The following is a 24543-nucleotide window of genomic DNA, read 5'->3' on the forward strand; positions in this document are numbered from 1 at the left end:
CTGTGGGGTAGGACTGTGGGTATGCGGACGGTGGTGGAGCGCGAGCGCAAGTTCGAGAGCCCCGACGGTTTCCGGGTGCCCGATCTGGTCGGCGACGGCATCGCCGCGATCGACGAGCCGGCGCTGCTCACCCTCGACGCCACCTACTACGACACGCCCGAGCTGCGGCTGACCCGGGGCGCCCTCGCGCTGCGCCGCCGCACCGGTGGCACCGATGCCGGCTGGCACCTCAAGGTCGGCGCCGCCGGCGGCGCCCGCACCGAGCACCAGCGCGCCCTCACCGCCGGCACCACCCCGCCGCGCGACCTGATGCGGCTGGTCCGGGCGGCGGCACGCGGCGGGCCGGTCGAGCCGGTCGCCCGGATCGAGACCCGCCGCCGGGAGTGGCGGCTGCACGGCTCCGACGGCACGGTGCTGGCCACCCTCGCCGACGACGCGGTGGTCGGGCACGACCTGGTCGACGGTCGCCGGATCGCGTGGCACGAGATCGAGGTCGAGTTGGTCGACGGCGACGACGACCTGCTCGACAGCGTCGAGCGGCGGCTGCGCGCGGCCGGCGCCCGCACCGGCTCGCCGGCGAAGATCCATCGGGTGCTCGGCGAGCGGTTGCGATCGGTCACCGCGATCGACGCCGGCCCGGCGACGCCGGTGTTCGCCTACGCCGCCGCCACCCGTGACGACCTGGTGGCGCACGACCCGGCGGCGCGCGACGGCGACGTCGACGGCGTGCACGACATGCGGGTTGCCGTCCGGCGGCTGCGCGGCACGTTCCGCACTTTCCGCGGGCTCTGGGAGCCCGACCGCGTCGACGCCGTGCGGGCCGAGCTCAAATGGCTCGGCGAGCAGCTCGGCGGGGTCCGCGACGCGCAGGTGATGGGTCCGCGGCTGGCGAAGGCGGTCGGCCGGCAACCCGACGAACTGGTGCTGGGGCCAGTGGCGGCCGACCTCCGTGGTCATTTCGCCGCGGCCGAGGCGGCCGCGCTCGCCCGGTTGCGGCGGGCATTGGGCTCCGGCCGCTACGTCCAGCTCCTGTCCACACTGGACGATCTGGTCGAGGCGGCACCGGCGATCGAGGCGACGCCGCGCTGGGTCAACCGCCGGATCCACAAGGCGGTGCGGCGTGCCGACGGTCTGCTCGACACCGCGCTCGAACGGCAGGCCGAGGCCGGCGCCAGCGACGACGACCCGGCCCTGCACGAGGCGCGCAAGGCCTACAAGCGGGCGCGTTACGCGGTCGAGGTGCGCAAGCTCGACGGTGCCAAGAAGGCCAAGCGGCTGGTCCACGGGCTCAAGGGCCTCCAGGACCTGCTCGGCGACCACCAGGACTCGGTCGTCACCCGGCAGGTGCTGCGCGACCTGGCGGTGCGGACCAAGCCCAACACGTTCACCTACGGCCTGCTCTACGGCGAGCAGGTCGGGCACGGTCGCGCGCTGGTGCGCAAGCTGCCGGCCGCACAGACCCGCGCCCGCCGCCGCAAACTGCGGCACTGGCTGCGCTAGGCGTAGTGCCGGTCATCCCTGGGCGCGCAAGGCGGCGGGGCCCGTCGCGGCCGCGACGAAGGGTTCAAACGTCCACGCGGGTGGCCAGGGCGAGGAAGCGGTCGGGCGGGTCGTCATAGCGGTCCAGCCGCCAACCGCTGGCGCTGGTCGAGGCGGCCAGCGGGCCCGGCGAGAGCGGCTCGTCGGCACGCACCGGGCGACCGTGCCGGGCAGCCAGCGCGGCCCGGCCAGACGGGTGGAAGATCACCAGGCGCCCGCCGGTGCGGGTGACCCGCGCCAACTCGCGCAGGCCGGCCAGCGGGTCGGGGAGATGGGCGATCAGCCCGGCCGCGAAGAGCGCGTCAGCGGAAGCGTCGGGGAGCGGCAGCCGGCGGGCGTCGGCGAGGAGTAGGCCAGCACCCAGGGGTGCGGCCCGCCCGGCCGCGACGGCGAGCATCTCGGGTGTGATGTCGACACCCAGCACCCGGCCGGTCGGGCCGACCGCGGCGCGCAGCGCGGGCAGTGCCCGGCCGGTGCCGCAGCCGACGTCGACGGCGACCCCGCCAGCCGGCAGGGCGGCCTCGGCGACCGCGGCCGCGTACGCCGGGAGGTCGTCGCCGAATTTGATGTCCCAGGTCGCTGCCCGGACGGCGAAGAAGGCCCGGCTCTCCGGCAGGTACCACCGGACCCGGTCGGCCAACCGGTCGTCGACGTGGCGGATCACCGGCCACTCGGGGTTGTGCAGATCGATCACGACGTCGGCCTGCTCAGGATTGTCGCGCCCGTCGGCGCGCAGCCAGACGAGCACGTCGGGCCGGGATTCACGCCAGCACGGCCCGGCGGTCACCGTGACCCGCGGGTCGAGGGCGGCGGCCAGCCGGTCGGTCAACACGGCGTTGTGCGCGCCCGCGCCATCGACGACCACAGTGGCCGGCGGCGCGGGGAGCAGATCGACCAGGTTGCCGACCATCTCGTCCCACCGGGTCATTTCTCTATCCTGCAATTGCTAGCCTATTCTGGCCAGTACCTGGGGAGAATGCCATCCTGCTGCCTAGATTTACATCGCACTTGCGATGCTTGAGATAAGGGGTTATGCCGGTGAGAGCACGTTGGATAAGTGTCGCCCTGGCCGCCGTCACCGCCGTCGCCCTCACCGCGTGTGGCAGCGACACCGCTGACACCGCGACGACCGCACCAACCGGCGGCAGCAGCAGCGCGGCCGGCGCGAGCGGCCCGATCACGGTCTTCGCCGCGGCCTCGCTCACCGGGGCGTTCACCCAGATCGGCAAGGACTTCGAGGCGGCCAACCCGGGCACCACGGTGACGTTCAGCTTCGCCGGCAGTTCGGCGCTGGCCACCCAGATCAACCAGGGCGCGCCGGCCGACGTGTTCGCCTCGGCCGCCCCGGCAAACATGAAGACCGTCACCGACGCCGGCAACGCCGACGGCACGCCGCAAAACTTCGTGAAGAACCAACTCGTCATCGCCGTGCCGAAGGGCAACCCGAAAAACATCGCCACGCTCGCCGACCTCGCCAAGCCCGGCGTGAAGGTCGCGCTCTGCGCACCGCAGGTGCCGTGCGGCGCCGCCGCGCAGAAGGCGCTCCAGTCGGCCAACGTGACGGTCACCCCGGTCACCCAGGAGCAAGACGTCAAGGCCGCGCTGTCGAAGGTGACGCTGGGCGAGGTCGACGCCGCGCTGGTCTACCGCACCGATGCCAAGGCCGCGGCCAGTGACGTCGAGGGGATCGAGTTCCCCGAGTCGGCCAACGCCATCAACGAATATCCGATCGTGGTGCTGAAGAACGGCCCCAACAAGGCCGGCGGCCAGGCGTTCGTCACCTACGTGCTGTCGGCGCCGGCGCAGAAGGTGCTCACCGACGCGGGCTTCCAGACGCCGTGAGATCACGCCGGGCACCGCTGGTTCTGCTCGTGCCAGCGCTGCTCGGGCTGCTGTTCCTGGTTCTTCCGCTGGTCGGGCTCCTCTACCGCGCGCCGTGGACGACGTTGCCCGAGCGGCTCACCGAGCCAGGCATCCTCAACGCGCTGAAGCTGTCGCTGCTGACCGCCACCCTCGCCACGGCCGGCTGCCTGGTCCTCGGCGTGCCGCTGGCGTGGCTGCTGGCCCGGGTGAAGTTCCCGGGCCGGCGGGTGGTGCGGGCGCTGGTGACGGTGCCGTTGGTGCTGCCACCGGTGGTCGGCGGCGTGGCCCTGCTGCTGGTCTTCGGCCGGCGCGGGCTGATCGGCGAGTGGCTCGACAGCGCCTTCGGCATCACGCTGCCGTTCACCACGGCCGGCGTCGTGCTCGCCGAGGCGTTCGTCGCGATGCCGTTCCTGATCATCGCGGTGGAGGGCGCGCTGCGCGGCGCTGACGCCCGCTACGAGGAGGCCGCCGCCACCCTGGGCGCCGGGCGGTGGACCACGTTCACCCACGTCACGCTGCCGCTGGTGGCACCGGGTGTGGCGGCCGGCGCGGTGCTCTGCTGGGCCCGGGCACTGGGCGAGTTCGGGGCGACCATCACGTTCGCCGGAAACTTCCCGGGCAAGACGCAGACCATGCCGCTCGCGGTCTACCTGGCGTTGGAGACCGACCTGCAAGCGGCGATCGTGCTCAGCCTGCTCCTGCTCTTCGTCTCGGTGGTCGTGCTGGCCAGCCTGCGCGACAAGTGGATCGCGAGCCCATGACCGGCCTCGATGCCCACCTGGTCGTCGACCGCGGCACCTTCCGCCTCGACGTGCACCTGCGGATCGCGGCCGGCGAGGTGCTCGCCCTGCTCGGCCCCAACGGCGCCGGCAAGACCACGGCGCTGCGGGCGCTGGCCGGCCTCGAGCCGCTGACCGACGGGCACGTCATGCTCGGCGAGCGGGAACTCGAACGGCCCGGGCGTCGGGTGTGGACACCGCCGGAGCGCCGCCCGATCGGCGTGGTGTTCCAGGACTACCTGCTCTTCCCGCACCTCTCGGCACTCGACAACGTCGCCTTCGGCCCGCGCCGGCACGGCGTCGACAAGCGCGCCGCCCGCGCCCAGGCGGCGCAATGGCTCGCCCGGGTGGGCCTGGCCGACCTCGGCAAGCGCAAGCCGCGCCAGCTCTCCGGCGGCCAGGCGCAACGGGTGGCGCTGGCTCGCGCGCTGGTCAACCACCCGGAGTTGCTGCTGCTCGACGAGCCGCTCGCCGCGCTGGACGCGCGTACCCGGCTGGATACCCGGGTCGAGTTGCAGCGCCACCTGGCCGAGCACCCGGGCGCCACGCTGCTGGTCACCCACGACCCGCTCGACGCGCTGGTGCTCGCCGACCGGCTGGTGGTGATCGAGCACGGCGCGGTGGTGCAGGAGGGCGACGCGGCGGCGGTGACCGCCCGGCCGCGCACCGACTACGTCGCCCGCCTGGTCGGGCTCAACCTCTACCGCGGGCACGCGTCCGAGGGTGGCGTCGAGGTGGGGGACGGGCTCACCCTGGTCGTCACCGACCGGGTGGCCGGCGACGCGTTCGTCGCGTTCCGGCCGTCGGCCGTCGCGGTGCACAACCAGCGCCCGGAAGGCAGCCCGCGCAACGTGTGGGCGGCGACCGTCGGTGGCATCCAGAGTCACGGCGACAACCTCCGGGTGTTGCTGAGCGGCCCGATCGAGGCCGCGGCCGACGTGACGCCGGCCGCGGCGGCCGAACTCGGCCTGGTGCCGGGGCAGCAGGTCTGGGCATCGCTCAAAGCCGCTGAGACACACGCCTATCCTGCATAGGCACCAACGCCGGGCCGGCAGCCGGCGCGGCCGGCAGATTCCTGCTCTTGCGGATCGGTCCGATCAGGAGGATCAGGCCGGCGATCGCGGCACCGCACATGGTCAGGGCGATGGCCGGGCGCGGACCGAGCGTGGCACCGAGCGCGCCGCCGATCAGCGCGCCCAGGGGGATGGTGCCGTAGTTGAGCAGTTGCATGCTCACGGTCACCCGGCCGAGCAGGGCGCGCGGCACGTACGCCTGGCGGAAGCTGCCCTTGACCACGTTGCCGGCGGCCACCCCCGCGGCCAGCACGGTCAGCCCGGCGACCGCGAGTGCGAGCCGCGGCCCGCGCTCGGCGAACGGCAGCAACAGCCCGCACGGCGGCGTCAGGATCGCGGAGGCGAGCAGCACCCGGGCGCTGCCGAAGCGACGGGCCAGGCCGCTTCCGACGGCCGCACCGAGCACGCCGCCGAGGCTGGTGACGGTCAGCAGCCCGCCCAGCACGCCGGGCGTGATGCCGATCTCGCGGACCAGGAAGACCACCAGCACCGACTGGTAGCCGATCAGCGTCAGGTTGCTCACCGCGCCCCACCCGGTCAGCACGCGCAGGTAGGGGTCGCGCGCGACGAACCGTAATCCTTCGGCCACCTCGGCGGACAGCGAGCCGCGCTCTTCGCGCCGGCGCGGCTCCGGTGTGCGGATCCGGGCCAGGCACAGCGCCGAGACGAGGAAGGTGACCGCGTCGACGAGCAGCCCGAGGACCGCGCCGGCGAGTTGGGTGACCACGCCGGCCACGCCCGGCCCGGCGACCTGGGCGGCCGCTTCGGTGCTCTGCAGCCGGGCGTTGCCGGCGGGCAGGTCGCGCGGTGCCAGCAGGGTGGCCACGAAGACCTGGTAGGCGGTCTCGAAGAAGACGGCGGCGGTGCCGGTGAGCAGGGCGGCGACGAACAGGTGCCCGAGGGTCAGCGCGCCCAGCCACCAGGCCACCGGGATGCTGACGAAGACCACCAGGCTGACCAGATCGCAGATGATCATCAGTGGGCGGCGGGGGAGCCGGTCGACCCAGGCGCCGGCCGGCAGGCCGATCAGCAGCCAGGGCAGCCAGGAGAACGCGGCCAGCAGGGCGACCTGGAACGTGCTGGCGTCCACGGTGGTCACCGCGACCAGCGGCAGGGCCACCGAGCTGACGCTGCTGCCCAGTTTCGAGGTGGTCTGGCCGAACCAGAACAGGCGGAAGTCGCGACTGGGCGTCATGGCGTCGCCGGCACGCCGTGCGCGAACACGAAGACCGGCCGGCGGTCGTCGCCCGGGCTCGTCGCGCGGGCGGACCAGCGGTCGAGCAGAGCGACGACGTCGCGGCTGAGCTCGGCCAGCTCTTCCGGCGTGAGGTGCAGCCAGCGGTCGGCGGAGAACGCGCTCTCACCCCAGACGGCCTGCTCGTCGTCGCCGGCGGCGTACCAGTCGCGGACCAGCGCCACCTGGCGGTCGAGGTTGAGCGACTCGGCGGCGCGCAGGACGGCGGCCTCGCCCGGGTCGTCGTCGAAGTCGCGCCCCGACCAGCGCAGCCCGGCCGAGACGGGCCGCCACCACCGCTCGCGCCGGTCGCGGGCCAACTCGGGCGCCTCCTCGACCAGGCCCGACTCGCGCAGCACCTTCATGTGGTGGCTGATGTTGGCCGGCGCCTGGCCGGTGCGCTCGGCGAGAGTGCCGACCGGCTGCGGCCCGTAGACGGCGAGCACATCGAGCAGGCGGCGCCGCAGCGGGTGGGACATCGCGGCGAGCACGCGGGAGTCGGTGACCTGGCGGACGTGACGTTCTGGCATGCGTACACCGTCGCATGGCAAGAGATATTGCGCAACAGCTCTTGCGGAACTCTAGTAGTCGGTCGAGCGGGACACCTCGGCCCAGGTCGCGGTCTCCTCGGCCAACTCGCGGTTGTGTTTCTCGGCGATCCCGAGCGCGTCGGAGCCGAGCAACAGGCGCTGCGGCGGGTCGTCGAGGCCGACGACGTCGACCAGCACCCGGCCCGCCTTCGCGGGATCGCCAGGCGCCTTACCCTCGCTGTCCCGCCGGTAGCGCGACATGACGCCGACCGACTCGGCGTAGTCGGGGCCGCCGTCGTCGATCCGCATCGAGGAGCCCGCCCAGTCGGTGCGGAACTGCCCGGCTCGACGATCGTCACCTTCACCCCGAACGGCTTGAGCTCCGCGGCCAGCACCAGCGAGAAGCCTTCGACGCCGAACTTCGCCGCCTGGTAGGGCGCGATGCCGGGGGTGCCGCCGACCCGGCCGCCGATCGACGAGAAGTTGAGGTAGTGGCCCGAGCGCTGGGCCCGGAAGTAGGGCAGGGCGGCCTTGGAGACGTGGATGACGCCGAGCAGGTTGGTCTCCAGCACGGCGCGGAACTCGTCGAGCGAGGTGTGTTCGATCGGCGCGCTGTTGGCGTTGCCGGCGTTGTTGACGACCACGTCGATCCGGCCGAACGCGTCGACGCCCGCACGGACCGCCGCCTCGGCCGCCGCCGGGTCGCTGACGTCGAGCGCGATGGCGCGTACCCGATCGCCGTAGATCTCTTCCAGATCGTGCAACGCGGCCGGCCGGCGAGCGGTGGCCACCACGTTGTCGCCGTTGTCGAGCGCGGCGCGGCAGATCGCGTTTCCGATGCCGCGCGAGCTTCCGGTGACGAGCCAGGTCTTCGGCATGGTGGATCCCCCTCGACCCACCATAGGCACGCTAACGTCGAGCGCATGTTGTCGACGATGCGGTTGCGACGGCTGCGCGACGTGCTCACCGGCTATGTCGATCGGGGCGATGTGCCGGGCGTGGTGGCACTGGTGAGCCGGCGCGGGCAGAGCCATATCGAGACCCTCGGATCGACGGCGTACGCCGGTGGGCGCCCCATGGCGGCCGACACCATCTTCCGGGTCAGCTCGATGACCAAACCGGTCACCGCGGCCGCGACGATGCTGCTGGTCGAGGAATGCCGGTTGCGGCTCGACGATCCGGTCGACGCCCTGCTGCCCGAACTCGCCGACCGGCAGGTGTTGCGCAGCATGGGCGCGGCGCTGCACGACACGGTGCCCGCCTTCCGTCCGATCACCGTGCGCGATCTGCTTACGTTTACGTGGGGCTTTGGTCAGGTGTACGCGCCGCCGGCCACCTACCCCGTGCTGAAAGCGGCCTGGGACCTGGGCATCGGCATGCAGGAGCCACGGCCGCGGGAAATGCCGGATCCTGACGAGTGGCTCAAGCGGCTCGGTTCGCTGCCGCTGATGGCGCAGCCGGGGGAACGCTGGTTCTATAACACGGGGTCCGATGTGCTCGGTGTGCTGGTGGCCCGGGCGAGCGGGCGGTCCTTCGACGAGTTCCTGCGGGAGCGGGTGTTCGCGCCGCTGGGGATGGCCGACACCGGGTTCGCCGTGCCGCCTTCGTCGTCGCACCGGCTGGCGGCGGGCTACTGGGGCGAGCCACCGGTGCCGCTGGACACGCAGGAGGAGTGGACCACCGTGCCGCCGTTCTTCTCCGGCGCGGGTGGGCTCGTGTCCACTGTGGAAGACTTCTTCGCGTTCGGCCGGATGATGCTGCGCGCCGGCGACGAGCGGCTGCTGTCCCGGCCGACCCTGGCGACCATGTTCGAAGATCACCTGACGCCGGCGCAGAAAGTGTTGCCGCATTGGGTGGTCAACGAGTTCGAGGGTTCCGGCTGGGGCTTCGGCGGCAAGGTGACCACCCGCCGGCTCGGCCTCGCCGACACACCCGGCAAATTTGGCTGGGACGGCGGCCTTGGCACCTCGTGGCGGGTCGACCCGGCCGAAGAGATGATCACCATCCTGATGACCCAGCGGGGCTGGCTCTCGCCCGAGCCACCGCCGATCCTGCGTGACTTCTGGGCTCTCGCCTACGCGGCGATCGACGACTAGCGGACCCGCCTGCCGCGCAGGATCACCGCTCGCGGTGCGTCGAGTTGGGTTAGGTCGATGCGCGGGTCGTCGGCGTAGACCACGGCGTCGGCGGGGGCGCCGGGTTGCAGGCCGGGTAGGCCCAGATAGCCGCGGGCCGCCCAGGATCCAGCGGCGAGCGCGTCGTGTGCCGGCACGCCGGCCGCGGCCAGCGCCCGGATCTCCTCGGCGACCCGGCCGTGCTTTTGCGGCGAGTCGGTGCCGGCCAGCACCACGACGCCCGCCTCGACGGCCGCTGCGGTCAGTGCCGGGTGGGCGGTGGCGCCGTCGACATACCAGCGGCTCGCCTGTTCCCTGCGGCGCGCGAGCGATCCGGTGATGCCCGAGAGCGTCGGGGTCAGCGCGGTGCCCTGCTGTGCCATCCGGTCGAGCAGCGCCGGATCGAGGCACATGCCGTGTTCGAGCGAGTCGACGCCGGCGGCGACGGCGATCGCACCGCCGGGCGCGGTCTGGGCGTGCACGGCGACCCGTCCGCCGGCGGCGTGGACACGCTCGACCACCGCGCGCACAACCGGCTCCGGGAACGGTTCGTCGTCTGGGCGCCAGTCGCCGATCAGCTTGACCCATCCGGTGGCCGCCGCCTGTTCGGCCGCGAGTGCGGGCAGGTCGGCGTGGGCGGGGCGGCGTCCCCAACCGTCGAAGAACTGGCCTTGCTGCGCGAACCAGGGGCCGGCGTGCACCGCGCGGGGCAGGTCGGGGTCCACACCGAACCAGTCCGGCGGGTTCCCGGCCAGGCCCGGTGACCGGATCAGCGTCACCCCGCTCTCCACATGGCGGCGCAGGTCGGCGCGGAGCACCTCGTCATCGAGCGGCTGGTCCATCTCCTCCGTGCCGGGATGGGTGTGTGCGTCGACCAGGCCGGGCAGCAGCCAGCCTTCGGCCACGAGTTCGGCGCCCGGCACCGGGTCGGTGGTCCACCGATCGCCGTCGGCGTAGAGGTCGACATCGTCACCGGTGGGCAGGGCCCGGCCGCGGATCCGCAGGACGCTCATGACTCATGAGGCTAGCTCTGACTTCGCTGACATGGGTTGTCAGGGGAGTGCCATTAACTTTCGCGCATGAGCAATGACTTCAACTTCTTCGTGGGTACGTGGACCTCGGTGCAGCGCCGGCTGCGCGGGATTCTGGTCGGCAGCACCGACTGGTATGAGTTCGAGGGGATCACCCGCTGCTGGAGCGTCTTCGACGGCGCCGGCAACATCGACGAGGTGACCTTTCCCTCGCAGGGTTTCGCCGGCGTCACCTTGCGGCTGTATGACGCGGCGACCGACGAATGGTCGCTCTACTGGACGAGCAGCCGCACCGGGATCTCGCTGCCGCCGGTGGTCGGCCGGTTCGACGACTCCGGGGTCGGCGTGTTCACCGCCGAGGAAGACTACGAAGGCCGGCCGATCACCGTGCGCTTCAAGTGGTCCGACATCACCGCCAACACGTTGCGCTGGGAGCAGGCGTTCTCGGTCGACAAGGGTGAGACGTGGGAGACCAACTGGACGGCCGACTTCACGCGCACGGGCTGATTGTCATACCCCGCTGGGAGACTTCGGGGCATGACGAACCCCACGGCGACCGCGCTCGCCTATTGGGCCGCCGCCGAGGCCCGCGAGTGGTCCGCCTTCGGTGCGCTGCTCGCCGACGACGTCGTCTATGAGCTGCCGCAGACCCGGGAGCGCATCCGGGGCAAGGCGACCTACCTTCAGTTCAATGTGGAATATCCGGGTGACTGGCAGCTGACCGTGCACCGGGTCGTCGGCGAGCTGCGGCACGCCGCGACCTGGTGCCACTTCACCGCCGACGGCGACCCGGCTGAGGCGCTCACCTTCTTCGAGCTCGACGACGCCGGCCTCATCAGCTCGATCACCGATTTCTGGCCGGAGGCCTATGAGCCGCCTGCGGGCCGCGCACACCTGGTGGAGCGTTATTGAGGTGATCTATGTCTGCCGGTTTACACGGCATTGATCGAAGACGATGATTCCTGGAATGGGAGAAAACCGGGAAAGCCAGGAACGACCCACGGCCACCCGCCGGGCGTTCCTGTCCGCATCCGCTGTTACCGCCGCCGCTGCCGTTCCGCTGGTGGGCGCGCAACCCGCGCAGGCCGACGGCCGGTGGAGCGACCCGCCGGTTGTCGGTCCGGGTCGGCGACTGGGTGCACAACGTCCGAGTTCGGCGCTGCGCCGGGCGCTCGGTGAGGTCGACGCCGACCGCATCGAGGCCGACGTGCGCCGGTTGGCCGCGTTCGGCACCCGCCACACGCTCTCCACCCAGACCGACCCGGTGCGCGGCATCGGCGCGGCCCGCGACTGGCTGTTCGACCAGTTCAGCCGCATCGCCGCCAGGTCCGGCGGCCGGATGACGGTCGAGAAGCAGTCGTTCACCCAGCCGGTCTCGCCCCGGGTGCCGACCCCGACGGTGATCACCAACGTGATCGCCACGCTGCGCGGCACCGTCACGCCCGAGCGGGTCTACGTGCTGACCGGGCACTACGACTCGCGGATCACCGACGTCATGAACTTCACCGACGACTCACCGGGTGCCGACGACGACGCGTCCGGCGTCGCGGTCCTGCTGGAGCTGGCTCGCGTCCTGGCCGGCCGGCCGCTCGAGTCGACGGTGGTGCTGGGCGCGGTCGCGGGCGAGGAGCAGGGGCTCTACGGCTCGATCTTCATGGCCCAGACGATGAAAGACGCCGGCACCGACGTCCAGGGCATGTTCAGCAACGACATCGTCGGCGCGAGCCGGGCCGACGACGGCACCCGCGAGCCGCGCGTGATCCGCCTGTTCGCCGAGGGCGTGCCCACCTCGGAGACGGCGGCGCAGGGCAACACCCGGCGCGCGGTCGGCGGCGAGAACGACTCGGCGACCCGGCAGTTGGCCCGCTTCGTCGACTCCGTGGCCGACAACGACGAGACCGGCATGCACGTGCGCGTCGTCTGGCGCCGCGACCGCTACCTGCGGGGCAGCGACCAGATCTCGTTCCTGGAGCGCGGCTACCCGGCGGGCCGCTTCACCGAGCCCAACGAGGATTACGCGCACCAGCACCAGGACGTCCGCGTCGAAAACGGTGTCCAGTTCGGCGACCTGCCCGAGTTCTGCGACTTCGCCTTCATCGCGCGGGTCGCCCGGGTCAACCTGGCCACGGTCTGGTCGCTGGCCCAGGCTCCGGGCACCCCCAAGGGCGTCATCATCGTGACGACCAACCTGACCAACGACACCCAACTGCGCTGGCCCCGCGGCACCGAGCCCGACCTGGCCGGCTACGAGATCGTCTGGCGCGAGACGCGCGAAGACAACTGGACCACGGTCATCGACGTCGGCGACGTCACCGAGGCGACCGTCAACCTGTCCAAGGACAGCGTCTTCTTCGGCGTCCGCGCCTACGACCGCGACGGCAACCGCAGCCCGGTCGCGTTCCCGGTGCCCGGCACGTGAAGCACCGCCGCAAGCCGCGCCGCCATCCCGGTGGCGCGGCTTGCGCGGGACGGCGACCCTGAGACAGTGACAGTGCTCGTCGTCTTCGCCTACGGGTTCGCGGTGCTGTTCACCGGCCTCACCTGGCGGGCCTGGCTACGCCGGCTGCGGATCGCGGGTCGACCGGTGCTGTCCATCGCGGAGGTCGCCGACGCCGAACCCGGCACGGCCGTGGTGGTTGCCGGCCGCACCGCCGGCGGGCCGCCCCTGCTCACAGGCCCGTGGTCTGGTGTCCGCTGCGTCTGGTGGGAAGACGAGGTCACCACGATGGTCCACCACAGCTCCGAACGGTTCGAATACCTCACGACGAGCGAGCAGTCGGGCGATGCGAACCTCCACGACGCCGGCGCCCGGGTGGAGATCGCTCCGGCCCTCGGCCGCCGCTGGCTGCTCGGCGGGCACGAGCGGATGATGCGACAGGCGTTCTCTCGCGATTACTCAGCCGGCGGTGGCCGGACCGAATACGTCGTCGACGCCGACACGGCGGTCGTCGTAGCCGGCGTCGTCGAGATCGCCGCCCCCGCACCCGGCGGGCGGCGGCTCGGCCACGTCCACTGGGCGGACGGCACCGCGCGGGCGAGGCTCGACGAGATTACGGACCGGCTCATGCGTACCCAACGGTTGTTTCTGGTGTCGGCTCTGTCATTGACCCTCGTCGCCGTCGTGCTCACCGTGACCTGACCTGACCGGATCGGGTGCGACGCGCATCACCATGATCGAGTGCGGGTCGCCGCGCTAAATGCGTTGAGCCTGCGGCGGATCCATCGCAGGCTGGAGGTTCGCCTACCCGGGGATGCGCGCCGATGCCTCTGTTCCGCGACCTCTGGTCGACCTCACCGATCCGGACCACCGTCGTGGCCGTGCTCGTGTTGGTCAACGCCGTCGGCCTCGCGCTGGCCGCGGCGCTGTCCGGGCCGGTGCTCGTCAACCACTCGATGCCGGCCTTCGTCGCGCTCGCCGCCGCGTTGGTCGCCGCCGTGCTCAGCGACACCGCCACCGGGCTGTTGATGGCCCGGCTCAGTGCCGACTGGACGGCCGACGTGCGGCGGCGGCTGTGCCGGGTCGCGCTCGGGCAGGAGTTGCCGCGGCTCGAGTCGACGCCGGTCGGCGAGCTGCTCGACCGGATCGATGGCGATGTCTACCAGATCGGCAGCGACCTGCGGGGCAGTGGCATCCGGGTGGTGCAGTCCGTGGTGAGCGGGCTGGTCTCCGTGATCACCGCGCTGGTGGTGTGGTGGCCGGCCGGCCTCGGCATGCTCGTGCTCGCCACGATCCTGGTGCTGTGGCTGGCCAAGCCGACCGGGCGGATCGCGCCGGCCCGGATGGCCGAGGAAGAGGCCTGGTCCGACCTGGCCGCCGTGATGGAAGAGTCCATCCACGGTCAAGACGACGTACGCACCTCGCTGGCCCGCCCCTACGTGCTGCGGCTGTTCGCCAACCGCTCGCGCGAGGTGCTGCGCCTGGCCCGCATCGTCTGGAGGCTCTCGGCCAAGGTCACCACCTGGGCCGTCGCCGTGATGCGGGTCGGTGTCGGTGTCGCCGTGCTCGGCGGGGTCTGGGCGCTGACCACCGGCCGCATCGACGGCGCCCGGCTCACCGCGATCTGGCTGCTGGTCATCGGGTTCGCCGCGATCGTCGAGCACATGAGCCGGATGGTCCCCGAGCTGCAGAACGCGCTCGGTGCCTGGGGCCGGGTGCTGCTGCTCAAGGCCTCCCAGCAGGAGCCGGTCGGTGGCAGCGAGCCACCCGACGCCGACATCGCCGTGCGCGGGCTGACCTTCCGATACCCGGCGGCCGAGGCCACCGGGCGGCCCGCCGCGCTGCGCGACGTCACGCTCTCGTTCGTCCGCGGCCGGTCCTACGCGGTGGTCGGCCGCACCGGGTCGGGCAAGTCCACCCTGGCCAAGGTGCTCACCCGCTCGGTCGACGTGCCCCGCGGCACCGTCTTCCTCGGCGACACCGACCTGGTCGACATCGACCTCGATGGGCTGCGGCGCTGGGTGGCCATCGTGCCGCAGCGCACCGAGATCCTGGCCGGCACGCTCGCGGAAAACGTGGCGCTCTTCGACCCCGACCTGATCGACGGGGCCGGCGCGGCCCTCGACCAGCTCGGCCTGACGTCGTGGGTCGCCGAGCTGCCCAACGGGCTGGAGACCCGGCTCGGCGAGGGCGGCAACGTGCTGTCCGCGGGGCAGGAGCAGCTTGTCGCGTTCGCCCGGATCCTGGTCCGCGACCCACACGTGGTGATCCTCGACGAGGCGACCGCGCGGCTCGACCCGGTGACCGAGGGCCGGGTGCAGCAGGCCACCCAGCGGCTGCTCCGCGACCGCATCGGCATCGTGATCGCCCACCGGCTCTCCTCGGTGCGCCGCTGCGACGAAGTGGTCGTGCTCGCCGACGGCGAGTTGCTCGAAGCCGGTCCGCTGCACGAGTCCGAGCGGTTCGCCGCTCTGATGGCGCGCAGCCGGGCCGCCACCACCACGGCCGCGCCCGCCAGCGCCGGCGGCGTCGCCCTCGCCGACCGCCCCGAAGACGACGACTGGGTGGTCGGCGACGAAGCTCCGCAGCCGCCCCAACCGGCCGCCGCCATGGTGGTGCCGCCGAAGGCCGACCCACCGCCGCTGACCGAGCCGGCCCGACCCGGCACGCTCCGCGAGATCCTGCGGCTGATGACCAACGACCCGCGCTTCGGCCTCGCCGGCCTGGTCGTCTTCTGCGGCATGACGCTGCTGGGCCTCGACGGCTCGGTGCTGCCCTACCTGTTCGCCAACCTGGTCGACGGCACCGGCAGCCTGCTCTGGCCGTCGATCGGCATCATCGCCGGCCTGCTGATCTACCTCCCGATGCCTTATGTCAGCTCCGTCTGGTACCCGGAGTGGTGGGTCCGCCAGATGCTGCGGATCAGCCTGCGCCTGCTGCACGGCCAGACAGGTGCCCGCCGGGTCAGCAAATACACCCCGGCCGAGGTCGTCGCGCAGGCCGGCGACACCGAACGCGTCGTGTTGATGGCCGACCACCTCGTCGACCAGACCCTCTGCGTCTTCCTGCTGGTCTCGATGACCCTCGTCTCCGGGTCGCTGGTCCCGGCCGGCTTCTTCCTCGCCACCGTGCTGGTCTCGGGAGTCGTGGCGACGGCGTTCGGCGGCCGGCTGGAGAAACTGGCCCGCAGCACCGTCGCCGCCCGGGCCGCCTTCGCCACCGGGTTGGTCTCCTCGCTCTCAGCCGCCCGCACGGTCAAGCTGGCCGGCGCGACCCAACCGGTGCTGGCCCATCTGGCCCGTCTCGATCTGGTCCGCAGCGACCGGCAACGGCGCGAGATCTCCACGCAGGTGCTGGCCCGGTCGACGCCGTCGATGGTCAGTGGCCTGCTGCCGATCGGCGCCTGGGCGCTCTACCTGTTCGGCGGCCTCTCCGGCGGCGCCACCCTGGTCGCCGTGGCCACGCTGGGTGCCGCCCGCTGGTTCGCCTGGACCACCGCGGCCCTGGTCTCGCAGCTCCCCTCGGCCCGGGTGTGGACCCGGCGCACGGCCGCGATGGCCGGCCGGGCCGACTATTCGGCCGAGGTGCCCGGTGTCGACATCTCGCTCGGCAGCGCGCCGGCGCCGGTCACCGCGCCGCGCACCCCGTTGCGCGAGCTCGAGCTGCGCGGTTTCACCGCCATCCACGAAGACGGCACGCTCGGCGTTCGCGACGTCGACCTGACCGTGGAGCGCGGCCAGCTCGTGCTGGTGGTCGGCCCGGTCGGCGCCGGCAAGTCGTCGCTGCTCCGGGCGATGGCCGGCATCGTGCACCACACCGGCGCGCTGCGCTGGAACGGCGAGCCGGTCACCGAGCCAGAGGTGTTCCTGCGCCCCAACCAGGTCGGCTACGTCGGCCAGCTACCGCGCGTGCTGTCCGGCACGGTCGCCGAGAACATCCAGCTCGGCCACCAGGTCGACGCGGAGAAGGCGGTCACCATCGCACAGCTCTCCCACGACCTCGCGGCGGCCGGCGGCGGGCTCGGCCTGCTGATCGGCCACAAGGGCACGCGGCTCTCCGGCGGCCAGCTCCAGCGGCTCGCGCTGGCCCGCGCGCTCGCGCCACGGACCGAGCTGCTGATCGCCGACGACGTCTCGTCGGCGCTCGACGTGACGACCGAGCTCGACCTGTGGCACGCGCTGCGGGCGACCGGCGTCACGGTGATCGGCTCGACCTCGAAGCAGGCCGCGCTCGCCCAGGCCGACCATGTGATCGTGCTCGTCGAAGGCACGGTCGCGGCCAGCGGCACGTGGCACGACCTGGCGCGGCGGTGGAGTCACCTGGCCGGGTGATGACGTCAGGGGCAACGTGCTTTGAACTACGTGGGCTATCTTCATGGCCGGCACGAGCACGGGGGTTTTGATGGCAGAGCTGACGACGACCGCTCGCGCCACCCGGGTCATCGCCGCCGTCGTCGGCGTGGCCCTGCTGCTGGCCGGCACCGTCTGGGGACAGGACGACAAGTTCCCATTCGGACCATTCAGCATGTACGCGGGCGTCAACGGCCCCAACGAGCCGGCACCCGACACCCGCGTCGAGGGCACCGACAGCACCGGCCGCGTGATCGTGCTGGCCGAGCGCAACGCCGGCGTACGCCGCGCCGAGATCGAGGGCCAGGAAGGCGCCTACGTCGACGACCCCTCGCGGCTGGCCCGGATCGCCGACAGCTACCAGCGGCTCAACCCCGGCGCACCACCACTGGTCAAGGTCGCGCTGATCGTGCGCGAGCACGAGATTCACAACAGCAGCGCGACCGGCCGCTGGTGGGACGACGTCCGCGCGGTCTGGGACCGGCCCGCATGAGGTCCTGGCTGTTCGAGGCGGCACCGCGCGGCCGGGTAGCCGCGCTGCGCACGCTGACCTACCTGTTCATCGTCTTCGACCTGCTGGTCTACAGCTCCTGGGTGCGCACCCGCGGCGACGTGCCGACCGAGCTATACCAACCACTGTGGATCGGCCGGGTGCTGCACCTACCGGCGCCCGACGGCACGCTGGTCAACGTCGTCTTCTGGACCCTGCTGGTGCTCGCGCCGCTGGCCGCGACCGGCCGCTTCCCGCGGTTGCTGGGCTGGCTCGTCTGCGGGTTCTACCTGGAGTGGCTGATCATCGCGATGAGCTACGGCAAGGTCGACCACGACCGGTTCGCCTTCCTCATCGCGCTGGCCGTGCTGCCCACGGTGGGCCGCGCCCGGCACGGCGACCGCGAGCCGAGCGAGGCGGCCGGCTGGGCCCTGCGAATGATCCAGCTCGCGGTGGTAGCCACCTACTTCCTGGCGGCGTGGGCGAAGATCCGGTTCGGCGGCCTCGGCTGGATGACCGGCTCGGTGCTGGCCCGCGCCTTCATCCGCCGCGGCTCCGACTTCGCCGACCTGATCGCCAGCGTCCCCTATCTGATGATCGCGGCCCAGATCGGCATGGTGACCTTCGAGGCCCTGAGCCCGCTAATCTTTGCCCTACGAGGCCGCAACCGCTACGCCGCGGTCGCCTTCTTCTACTCGTTCCACCTGCTGTCGTTCGCGACCATCTCCATCTCCTTCGCCCCCCACCTGGTAGCGCTCACCTCTTTCCTGCCCCTGGAACGCATACGCCCGATCATCTGGCTCCGCCGCGCGGCGACCCGCCGCCAGGTCGTGGATACGCTAGAACCGGTGCCAGTCGAGTCAGGCGGAGGTTGAAGGCATGACCGACACATTCGTGTACGACGGTGACTGCGCCTTCTGCACCATGTGCGCCCGTTTCATCGAGCGCCGGATCAACACCACCGCGACGGTCATCCCGTGGCAGTTCGCCAACCTCGACGCCCTGGGCCTGACCCGCGCGGAGTGCATCGAGGCGGTCCAGTGGGTGCCAGAACACGGCGAGCCCGCAGGCGGCCCGGTGGCGATCGCCCGCCTACTCCGCTCCAGCGGCCCGGTGTGGCGACTGGCCGGCCGGCTACTCGACCTGCGCCCGGTGACCGCGCTCGCCTGGCCCGCCTACCGCTGGGTCGCGCGCAACCGCCACCGCCTCCCGGGCGGCACCGCGGCCTGCGCGATCCCCGCCGACTCGCCCGCCCGCCAACACCCGACCGCCTAGCCCGCCGCGCCGCGACCGCCGGCCCGGTTCCCAGCGACCGCGACTGACCCGCCTGCGTGGCGGCGACCCGCCGCCTTGACCCCGCTGTGCGCGGGCCCCGGCGGCCTGGTTCCGCGGCGACCGCGACTGACCCGCCTGCGTGGCGGCGAGCCGCCCCTGCGCGGCGACGCGCAGCCTTGATCCGGCTGCGTGGTGGCGACCCGCTGCCTTGAGCCCGCTGCGCGTCGACCGGCGGCCTGGTTCCCTGGCGACCGCGACTGACCCGCCTGCGTGGCGGCGAGCCCACCCCTGCGCGGCGACGCGCAGCCTTGATCCCGCTGCGCGTCGACCGGCGGCCTGGTTCCCTGGCGACCGCGACTGACCCGCCTGCGTGGCGGCGAGCCGCCCCCTGCGCGGCGACGCGCAGCCTTGATCCCGCTGCGCGTCGACCGGCGGCCTGGTTCCCTGGCGACCGCGACTGACCCGGCTACGTGGCGGCGAGCCGCCGCCTTGACTCGGCTGCGTGGCGGCGACCCGCTGCCTTGACCCTGCTGCGCGTCGACCGGCGGCCTGGCTCCCCGGCGACCGCGACTGACCCGGCTGCGTGGCGGCGAGCCGCTGCCTTGACCCGCCTTCGCCGACGCGGCGACCCGCCGCCTTGACCCGCCTTCGCCGACGCGGCGACCAGCCCGCGCGGCAGCGCCGGTGCCCTCCGGCGCGTTGTCCGCCGGGCGGCGACGGGACAGGCCGCAACGCGTCCGGCGCGAGCCGCGGTCCGCGGGCAGGTGACTTTCGGCCCGTACATGTTTTGGTATGTAGGCACATGCCAAAACATGTAGCCCGAAAAGAGCCACCCGGACCCGGGCCGACACGCTCGGCAACCTCCTGACCTCTGGCTATTACGGGTTCGTGACATTCCGGGGATGGCACCCGGACATCGCGCTGGCACCGTCGGCCGCGTGATCACCCATCCGACTGCCGCGCCCCGCGCGGCGCTGGCTGAAGCCGGGGCTACGGAACCGCTCGCCATCGCCGAGATCGACCTCGGCGCGATCGCCGCCAACGTCCGGACGGTCGCCGCGGTCGCCGGCACCGACGTGATGGCCGTCGTGAAGGCCGACGGCTTCGGGCACGGCGCCGTGCCGGTCGCCCGGGCGGCGCTCGCCGCCGGCGCGACCTGGCTCGGCGTCACCTCGTCGGCCGAGGCGCTGGCGCTGCGGGCCGCAGGCATCACCGCGCCCGTGCTGAGCTGGCTGCACCGCCCCGACGAAGACTTCGGCCCGGTGCTGGCCGCCGGCATCGACGTCGGTGTCTCCACGATTCCGCACCTGCGTGCGGTGGCCGCGGCGGCCGCCCGCCGTGGCCAGCCCGCGATGGTGCAGCTCAAGGTCGACACCGGGCTGTCCCGCAACGGCGCCCGCGGCAGCGACTGGGCCGATCTCGTTGCGCTGTCCCGCGCCTACGAGTCGGCCGGCAGCGTGCGGGTCCGCGGCATCTGGTCGCATCTCGCGGACGCCGACCGGCCTGGCTCGGCGCTCGTCCGGCGCCAGGTGACCGCGTTCCGGACCGCGGTGCGGGTCGCCCGCAGCGCTGGGCTCGACCCCGTGTTGCTGCACCTCGCCAACTCCGCCGCCGCGCTCACTCAACCCGCGACGCGGTTCGACATCTGCCGCATCGGCCTCGCGCTCTACGGCGTCGACCCGTTCGACGGCCCCGACCAGGCTGCTCCGCTGCCGTCGGCCGAGGCCGGGTCAACGCCGACCAACGCCAGCGCTGGACACGTGCCGATCGCGGCAGGCGCCCGGCAAACGCGGATCACCGTCAATGGCCGCCAGACGCCGATCGGAGCGATGCTGCGGCCGGCGATGACGTTGCGCTCCATTGTGGTCAACCTCAAGCGGGTGCCGGCCGGCACCGCGGTTTCCTATGGCGGCGACCACGTTACCGCCGTGGCCACCACGCTTGCCCTGGTGCCGGTGGGGTTTGCCGATGGGCTTCCCCGGTCGGTCGAGGGGCGGGCTTCGGTCTGGGTGGGTGGCGCGCGTTGCCCGGTTGTCGGGCGGATCGCGATGGATCAGTGCGTTGTCGATGTCGGGGACCGGGCGGTGCGGCTCGGTGATCCGGTCACGCTCTTCGGCCCTGGGCCGGATGAGCCGACCGTCGCCGACTGGGCCCGGTGGGCCGGGACGAATCCCAACGAGGTGTTGACCGGCATCGGCGCCCGCGTGGTTCGCCGTTTCAAGGGGGTGGCGGCGTGAGGATCGCGGTGCTTTTTGGTGGGCGGAGCGGCGAGCATGAGGTTTCCCGCAAGTCGGCGGCCAGCATCCTGGCCAACCTTGGGCCGGCCTATCGGGTCACCGAGGTGTTGATCGGGCGGGATGGGCAGTGGCACGTCGACGGCGTTCCGGTGCGGTTCGCGGACGCGCTCGATGTTCTCGCCGATCAGAATGTGGTCTTTCCGGCCCTGCACGGGCCCTATGGCGAGGACGGCACCGTCCAGGCCGTGCTGGAGTGGATCGGCGTTCCCTATGTGGGCAACGGGGTGTTGGCCAGCGCTGCCGGGATGGACAAGGCGGTCACCAAGACGTTGCTCGCCGCCGATGGGCTGCGCATTGCCGCGGGGGTCACCCTACGGACAGGCGAGCATCCGACGCCGGCCGACCAGGAGCGGCTGGGGCTGCCCGTGTTCGTCAAGCCCGCGCGGGCCGGGTCGAGCCTTGGCGTGTCCCGCGTCGACGCGTGGTGGCAGCTTCCCGAGGCGCTTTCCGTCGCCCGGATGTTCGACAGCAAGGTGCTGATCGAGCCTGCGGTGAACGGGCGCGAGGTTGACGTCGCGGTGTTGGAACACCCCGATGGGCGGGTCGAGGCCGGGCCGCCGCTGGAGATCACCGTGACTGGTGCGGGGTTTTTCGACTACGACGCCAAGTATGGCGGCGGCGCGCGTTTTCAGATCCCGGCGGACCTGCCGGCGAGCACCACCGAGGCGTTGCAGGACCGGGCGATCCGGGCGTTCCACGCGCTCGGCTGCCGCGGGCTGATCCGAGTCGATTTCTTTTTGCCGGACGGCGGCGAACCAGTCGTCAACGAGGTCAACACGTTCCCGGGCTTCACGAGCGCGTCGCAGTATCCGCAGATCTGGGAGCGGGCCGGGATCGGCTATGCGGAACTGCTCGACATCCTGATCGCCGGCGCGGTCAAGGGTAGGTCGGGCAGGTCAGCGGTCCCCGGCGGTGTGCCACGCTGACCAGCGTCACCGGGCCGTCGGCGACCGAGGCCTGCACGGTGCAGACGATCTGGTTGACCGCGAGCACCGACAGAGTGGCGACGTCGGTCGAGAGCCCGACGGACGTGGTCGTGCCGTCGTTGGACACCTTCGCCGGTGCGATGCCGGCCGGCACCTCGCTGGTGAAACCGGCGTCGCGCTCGGTCGCGGTCGGGCCCGCGGCGAGCAGGTCGACGATGTCGGCCGGCTGCTGCAACGGTTTGAGCGCCCGCGCGACCAGGGTGGGCTGGCCGTCGGAGATGAGGTAGAGGCGTACGCCGCTGATCGTGTTCGCTGGAGCCGGGCCGCCGCTGATCACCTCGCTGGGCCGGACGCCGCAACCGGCCAGCACGAACGTGACGAGCAGCGCGGCCATCGCGATTGGTCGCCGGTTCATCGGACACCGTCCTGGGGCAGGCGCAGGGTGAAGGTGGCGCCGTGCGGCGCGCGGTTGCCGGCCACCAGGTTGCCGCCGTGCAGGCGGGCGTTCTCCAGGGCGATGGCCAGCCCCAGCCCGGCGCCGTCGGAGCGGGCGCGGGCGCTGTCGGCCTTGTAGAACCGGTCGAAGACGTGCGCGAGCACGTCCGGCGCGAGGCCGGGGCCCTCGTCGGCGACCGTCACCACCACCCAGCCGCGGTCGGCTCGCAGGTCGATGGTCACCGGGGGAGCGCCGTGCCGCAGTGCGTTGCCGACCATGTTGGCCACCACGACGTCGAGCCGGCGTGGGTCGAGCCGGGCCGAGACGCCGTCCGGGAGGTTGGCCACCACCTGGTCGGTCCAGCCGCGGGAGCGCAGGGTGGCCCGCACCGCGGCGGCCATGTCGAGGTCGTCGACCGACAGCGCCGCCGTGCCGGCGTCGAACCGGCTGATCTCGATCAGGTCCTCGACGAGCTGGGCCAGGTTCTGCGTCTCCTGGCTGACCAGGCGCGCGGCCTTGCCCGCGTCGCCGGGCAGCTTCGCCGACTCCTCGTCGAGCAGGTCGGTCACCGCGGTCATCGCGGCCAGCGGGGTGCGCAACTCGTGCGAGACGTCGGCCACGAAGCGCCGGGCGTCGGCCTCCATCCGGCGCAGCTCGCCCACCTGCCGCTCCAGCCGTTCGGCGGTCTGGTTGAAGATCTGTGCCACCCCGGCCAACTCGTCGCCGCCGCGCACAGCCGCGCGGGTCTTCAGGTCTCCCTCGCCGAGGCGGCGGGCGGCCCGGCCCAACTCGCTCACCGGCCGCAGCACGCCGCGCGCCGCGAGCAGGGCGAGCAGCACCGCCAGCAGCAGCGACGCCGCGCCCGTCGACCAGGCCAGCGCGGCCAGCTGGTCGATGCTGTGCCGTTCCTCGGCGAGCGGGTGCGCGCGGTAGATCTCGATCCCGGTCGGCTCGGTGCCGCCGCCGGGCTGGTTGGCCATCAGTTCGGTGCCGATGGCCAGGACCGGCATGCCGTTGACCGAGATGCGTTGCCAGACCACCCGGCCGTCGCCGACCGCACTGCTCAGCTTCGGCGGGATGTCGGAGATCGTGAGCCCGCTGCCCGCGGACAGGTCGCGGTAGCGCACCAGCGCCGGGTCCGGGCCCGACGAGACGATGTTGGCGATCGACTCGAGCTCGGCCTGGCTGGGCGGCAGTTCGCGCACCGGGACCAGCCGGCTGACCTCGTCGACCAGCGACTCCACGGCCGCGTCCTGCGCCTTCTGGAGGATCACCGTGCGGGCCTGCCAGTAGCTGACCCCGGCGACCAGCGCGGTGGTGGTCAGGCCGAGCACCGCGAACGCGAGCAGCAGCCGCCCGCGCAACCCGAGCGCCCAACCGGTCACCGCGGAACCACGGGGCCGAAGCGGTAGCCGAAGCCGCGCACCGTCTGCACGTACACCGGCGCGGTGGTGTCTTTTTCGATCTTTGCCCGGAGGCGCTGCACACACGCGTCGACCAGCCGCGAGTCGCCGAGGTAGCCCTGTTCCCAGACCGCTTCGAGGAGCTGCTGGCGGCTGAGCACCCGGCCCGGAGTCGCGGAGAGCTCCAGCAGCAACCGCAGCTCGGTCGGTGCCAGGCTGACCAACTCCCCGGACAGCCGGACCACGAGCGCGGCCCGGTCGATGGTCAGGTCGCCGTGCCGCTCTTCGGCCGTGTGCTCCGAAGCGGCGCGACCGCTGCTGCGCCGCAGCACCGCGCGGATCCGGGCCTCGAGCACCCGGGCCTGCACCGGCTTGACCACGTAGTCGTCGGCACCCGCCTCGAGCCCGGCGACCACGTCCATGTCGTCGTCGCGGGCGGTGAGCATGATGATGGGCAGGTCCTGGCTCGCCCGGATCCGGCGGCAGACCTCGAAACCATCCATCCCGGGCAACATCAGATCGAGTACGACGACGTCGGCGCTCGCGGACGAGAGGTGGGCCAGGCCCCGCTCGCCACTGTCGAACGCGTCGACCGAGTGCCCCTGGCGCGTGAGCGCGATCCGCAGACCTTCCCGCACGGTGTGATGGTCTTCGATCAGCAGCACCCGGGACATGGAACAACTATCGCATTACGCGCCGAGACGACTCGCGCGCGTGTTCGCCGTTTACCCACGCCACAGGGCTACCAACGCGTAGCGTGACGTGGC

The 24543-nt window shown here is 72.3% G+C and carries 23 protein-coding genes and 1 pseudogene; 15 read left to right on the top strand and 9 right to left on the bottom strand.

Annotated elements, in window-relative coordinates; translation table 11 throughout:
• The first annotated feature begins 21 nt into the window (after positions 1-21).
• The gene (locus tag DFJ67_RS16750) at positions 22-1500 is read left to right on the top strand and encodes a CYTH and CHAD domain-containing protein (RefSeq protein ID WP_116068829.1); all 1479 of its coding nucleotides are present in this window, start codon (positions 22-24) and stop codon (positions 1498-1500) included.
• 64 nt (positions 1501-1564) lie between these two features.
• Here DFJ67_RS16750 and DFJ67_RS16755 read toward each other — a convergent pair whose 3' ends face one another.
• Entirely contained in the window at positions 1565-2467 is a 903-nt protein-coding gene (locus DFJ67_RS16755) for a class I SAM-dependent methyltransferase (RefSeq protein ID WP_203783990.1), read from the bottom strand.
• Between the two features lie 110 nt (positions 2468-2577).
• On the opposite strand from DFJ67_RS16755, the gene modA reads away from it, so the two are divergent.
• From modA to DFJ67_RS16770, 3 genes are read left to right on the top strand one after another with little or no spacing between them, the layout of a single operon-like run.
• Complete coding sequence (gene modA, locus DFJ67_RS16760; RefSeq protein WP_116076297.1) at positions 2578-3381, top strand: molybdate ABC transporter substrate-binding protein; 804 nt, start codon at positions 2578-2580, stop codon at positions 3379-3381.
• Positions 3378-4163 (top strand): ABC transporter permease, encoded by a 786-nt coding sequence (locus DFJ67_RS16765; protein ID WP_116068831.1) that lies wholly within the window; start codon positions 3378-3380, stop codon positions 4161-4163. The genes modA and DFJ67_RS16765 overlap by 4 nt, the downstream gene beginning before the upstream one ends.
• Complete coding sequence (locus tag DFJ67_RS16770; protein WP_116068832.1) at positions 4160-5215, top strand: ABC transporter ATP-binding protein; 1056 nt, start codon at positions 4160-4162, stop codon at positions 5213-5215. The genes DFJ67_RS16765 and DFJ67_RS16770 overlap by 4 nt, the downstream gene beginning before the upstream one ends.
• Here the strand turns inward: DFJ67_RS16770 and DFJ67_RS16775 are convergent.
• The 4 genes and pseudogenes from DFJ67_RS16775 to DFJ67_RS43800 all read right to left on the bottom strand — a co-directional run.
• Entirely contained in the window at positions 5181-6449 is a 1269-nt protein-coding gene (locus tag DFJ67_RS16775) for an MFS transporter (protein WP_116068833.1), read from the bottom strand. The genes DFJ67_RS16770 and DFJ67_RS16775 overlap by 35 nt on opposite strands.
• Positions 6446-7018, bottom strand: coding sequence for an ArsR/SmtB family transcription factor (locus tag DFJ67_RS16780; RefSeq protein ID WP_116068834.1), 573 nt, complete (start codon positions 7016-7018; stop codon positions 6446-6448). Before DFJ67_RS16780 ends, DFJ67_RS16775 begins: the two co-directional genes overlap by 4 nt.
• A gap of 51 nt (positions 7019-7069) precedes the next feature.
• On the bottom strand, positions 7070-7327 hold the full coding sequence (locus DFJ67_RS43795) for a Rossmann-fold NAD(P)-binding domain-containing protein (RefSeq protein WP_239097431.1): 258 nt from the start codon (positions 7325-7327) through the stop codon (positions 7070-7072).
• A gap of 80 nt (positions 7328-7407) precedes the next feature.
• Positions 7408-8052 (bottom strand): annotated as a pseudogene (locus tag DFJ67_RS43800) (SDR family NAD(P)-dependent oxidoreductase); the annotation flags it as partial.
• On the opposite strand from DFJ67_RS43800, the gene DFJ67_RS16790 reads away from it, so the two are divergent.
• A complete protein-coding gene (locus DFJ67_RS16790; protein ID WP_116068836.1) occupies positions 7942-9114 on the top strand; it encodes a serine hydrolase domain-containing protein in 1173 nt (390 codons plus the stop codon). The pseudogene DFJ67_RS43800 and the gene DFJ67_RS16790 overlap by 111 nt on opposite strands.
• Here the strand turns inward: DFJ67_RS16790 and DFJ67_RS16795 are convergent.
• Positions 9111-10145, bottom strand: coding sequence for an amidohydrolase family protein (locus DFJ67_RS16795; RefSeq protein ID WP_116068837.1), 1035 nt, complete (start codon positions 10143-10145; stop codon positions 9111-9113). The genes DFJ67_RS16790 and DFJ67_RS16795 overlap by 4 nt on opposite strands.
• A gap of 66 nt (positions 10146-10211) precedes the next feature.
• On the opposite strand from DFJ67_RS16795, the gene DFJ67_RS16800 reads away from it, so the two are divergent.
• The 10 genes from DFJ67_RS16800 to DFJ67_RS16845 all read left to right on the top strand — a co-directional run bounded on the left by DFJ67_RS16800 (position 10212) and on the right by DFJ67_RS16845 (position 21937).
• Positions 10212-10670 (top strand): hypothetical protein, encoded by a 459-nt coding sequence (locus tag DFJ67_RS16800; protein WP_116068839.1) that lies wholly within the window; start codon positions 10212-10214, stop codon positions 10668-10670.
• A gap of 30 nt (positions 10671-10700) precedes the next feature.
• Positions 10701-11075, top strand: coding sequence for a nuclear transport factor 2 family protein (locus DFJ67_RS16805; RefSeq protein WP_116068841.1), 375 nt, complete (start codon positions 10701-10703; stop codon positions 11073-11075).
• Between the two features lie 55 nt (positions 11076-11130).
• Entirely contained in the window at positions 11131-12582 is a 1452-nt protein-coding gene (locus tag DFJ67_RS16810; RefSeq protein ID WP_116068842.1) for a M28 family metallopeptidase, read from the top strand.
• A gap of 66 nt (positions 12583-12648) precedes the next feature.
• Complete coding sequence (locus DFJ67_RS16815; protein ID WP_147315523.1) at positions 12649-13302, top strand: hypothetical protein; 654 nt, start codon at positions 12649-12651, stop codon at positions 13300-13302.
• Positions 13303-13424: 122 nt separating this feature from the next.
• Complete coding sequence (locus tag DFJ67_RS16820) at positions 13425-16931, top strand: ATP-binding cassette domain-containing protein (RefSeq protein WP_116068845.1); 3507 nt, start codon at positions 13425-13427, stop codon at positions 16929-16931.
• Between the two features lie 70 nt (positions 16932-17001).
• Complete coding sequence (locus DFJ67_RS16825) at positions 17002-17442, top strand: hypothetical protein (protein ID WP_116076298.1); 441 nt, start codon at positions 17002-17004, stop codon at positions 17440-17442.
• Positions 17439-18314: an HTTM domain-containing protein gene (locus DFJ67_RS16830; protein WP_116068846.1), complete on the top strand. Its 876-nt coding sequence runs from the start codon at positions 17439-17441 to the stop codon at positions 18312-18314. The genes DFJ67_RS16825 and DFJ67_RS16830 overlap by 4 nt, the downstream gene beginning before the upstream one ends.
• Positions 18315-18318: 4 nt before the next feature.
• Complete coding sequence (locus tag DFJ67_RS16835; RefSeq protein ID WP_116068847.1) at positions 18319-18714, top strand: thiol-disulfide oxidoreductase DCC family protein; 396 nt, start codon at positions 18319-18321, stop codon at positions 18712-18714.
• Positions 18715-19655: 941 nt separating this feature from the next.
• On the top strand, positions 19656-20951 hold the full coding sequence (locus tag DFJ67_RS16840; RefSeq protein ID WP_239097170.1) for an alanine racemase: 1296 nt from the start codon (positions 19656-19658) through the stop codon (positions 20949-20951).
• A gap of 2 nt (positions 20952-20953) precedes the next feature.
• The gene (locus tag DFJ67_RS16845) at positions 20954-21937 is read left to right on the top strand and encodes a D-alanine--D-alanine ligase family protein (RefSeq protein WP_239097169.1); all 984 of its coding nucleotides are present in this window, start codon (positions 20954-20956) and stop codon (positions 21935-21937) included.
• Here the strand turns inward: DFJ67_RS16845 and DFJ67_RS16850 are convergent.
• From DFJ67_RS16850 to DFJ67_RS16860, 3 genes are read right to left on the bottom strand one after another with little or no spacing between them, the layout of a single operon-like run.
• Positions 21888-22352: a GerMN domain-containing protein gene (locus tag DFJ67_RS16850; protein WP_239097167.1), complete on the bottom strand. Its 465-nt coding sequence runs from the start codon at positions 22350-22352 to the stop codon at positions 21888-21890. The two genes, DFJ67_RS16845 and DFJ67_RS16850, sit on opposite strands and share 50 nt — an antisense overlap.
• On the bottom strand, positions 22349-23758 hold the full coding sequence (locus DFJ67_RS16855; protein WP_116068850.1) for an ATP-binding protein: 1410 nt from the start codon (positions 23756-23758) through the stop codon (positions 22349-22351). The genes DFJ67_RS16850 and DFJ67_RS16855 overlap by 4 nt, the downstream gene beginning before the upstream one ends.
• The gene (locus tag DFJ67_RS16860) at positions 23755-24450 is read right to left on the bottom strand and encodes a response regulator (protein WP_116068851.1); all 696 of its coding nucleotides are present in this window, start codon (positions 24448-24450) and stop codon (positions 23755-23757) included. Before DFJ67_RS16860 ends, DFJ67_RS16855 begins: the two co-directional genes overlap by 4 nt.
• Positions 24451-24543 lie beyond the last annotated feature (93 nt).

The organism is Asanoa ferruginea (genome assembly GCF_003387075.1).
Classification (GTDB): domain Bacteria; phylum Actinomycetota; class Actinomycetes; order Mycobacteriales; family Micromonosporaceae; genus Asanoa; species Asanoa ferruginea.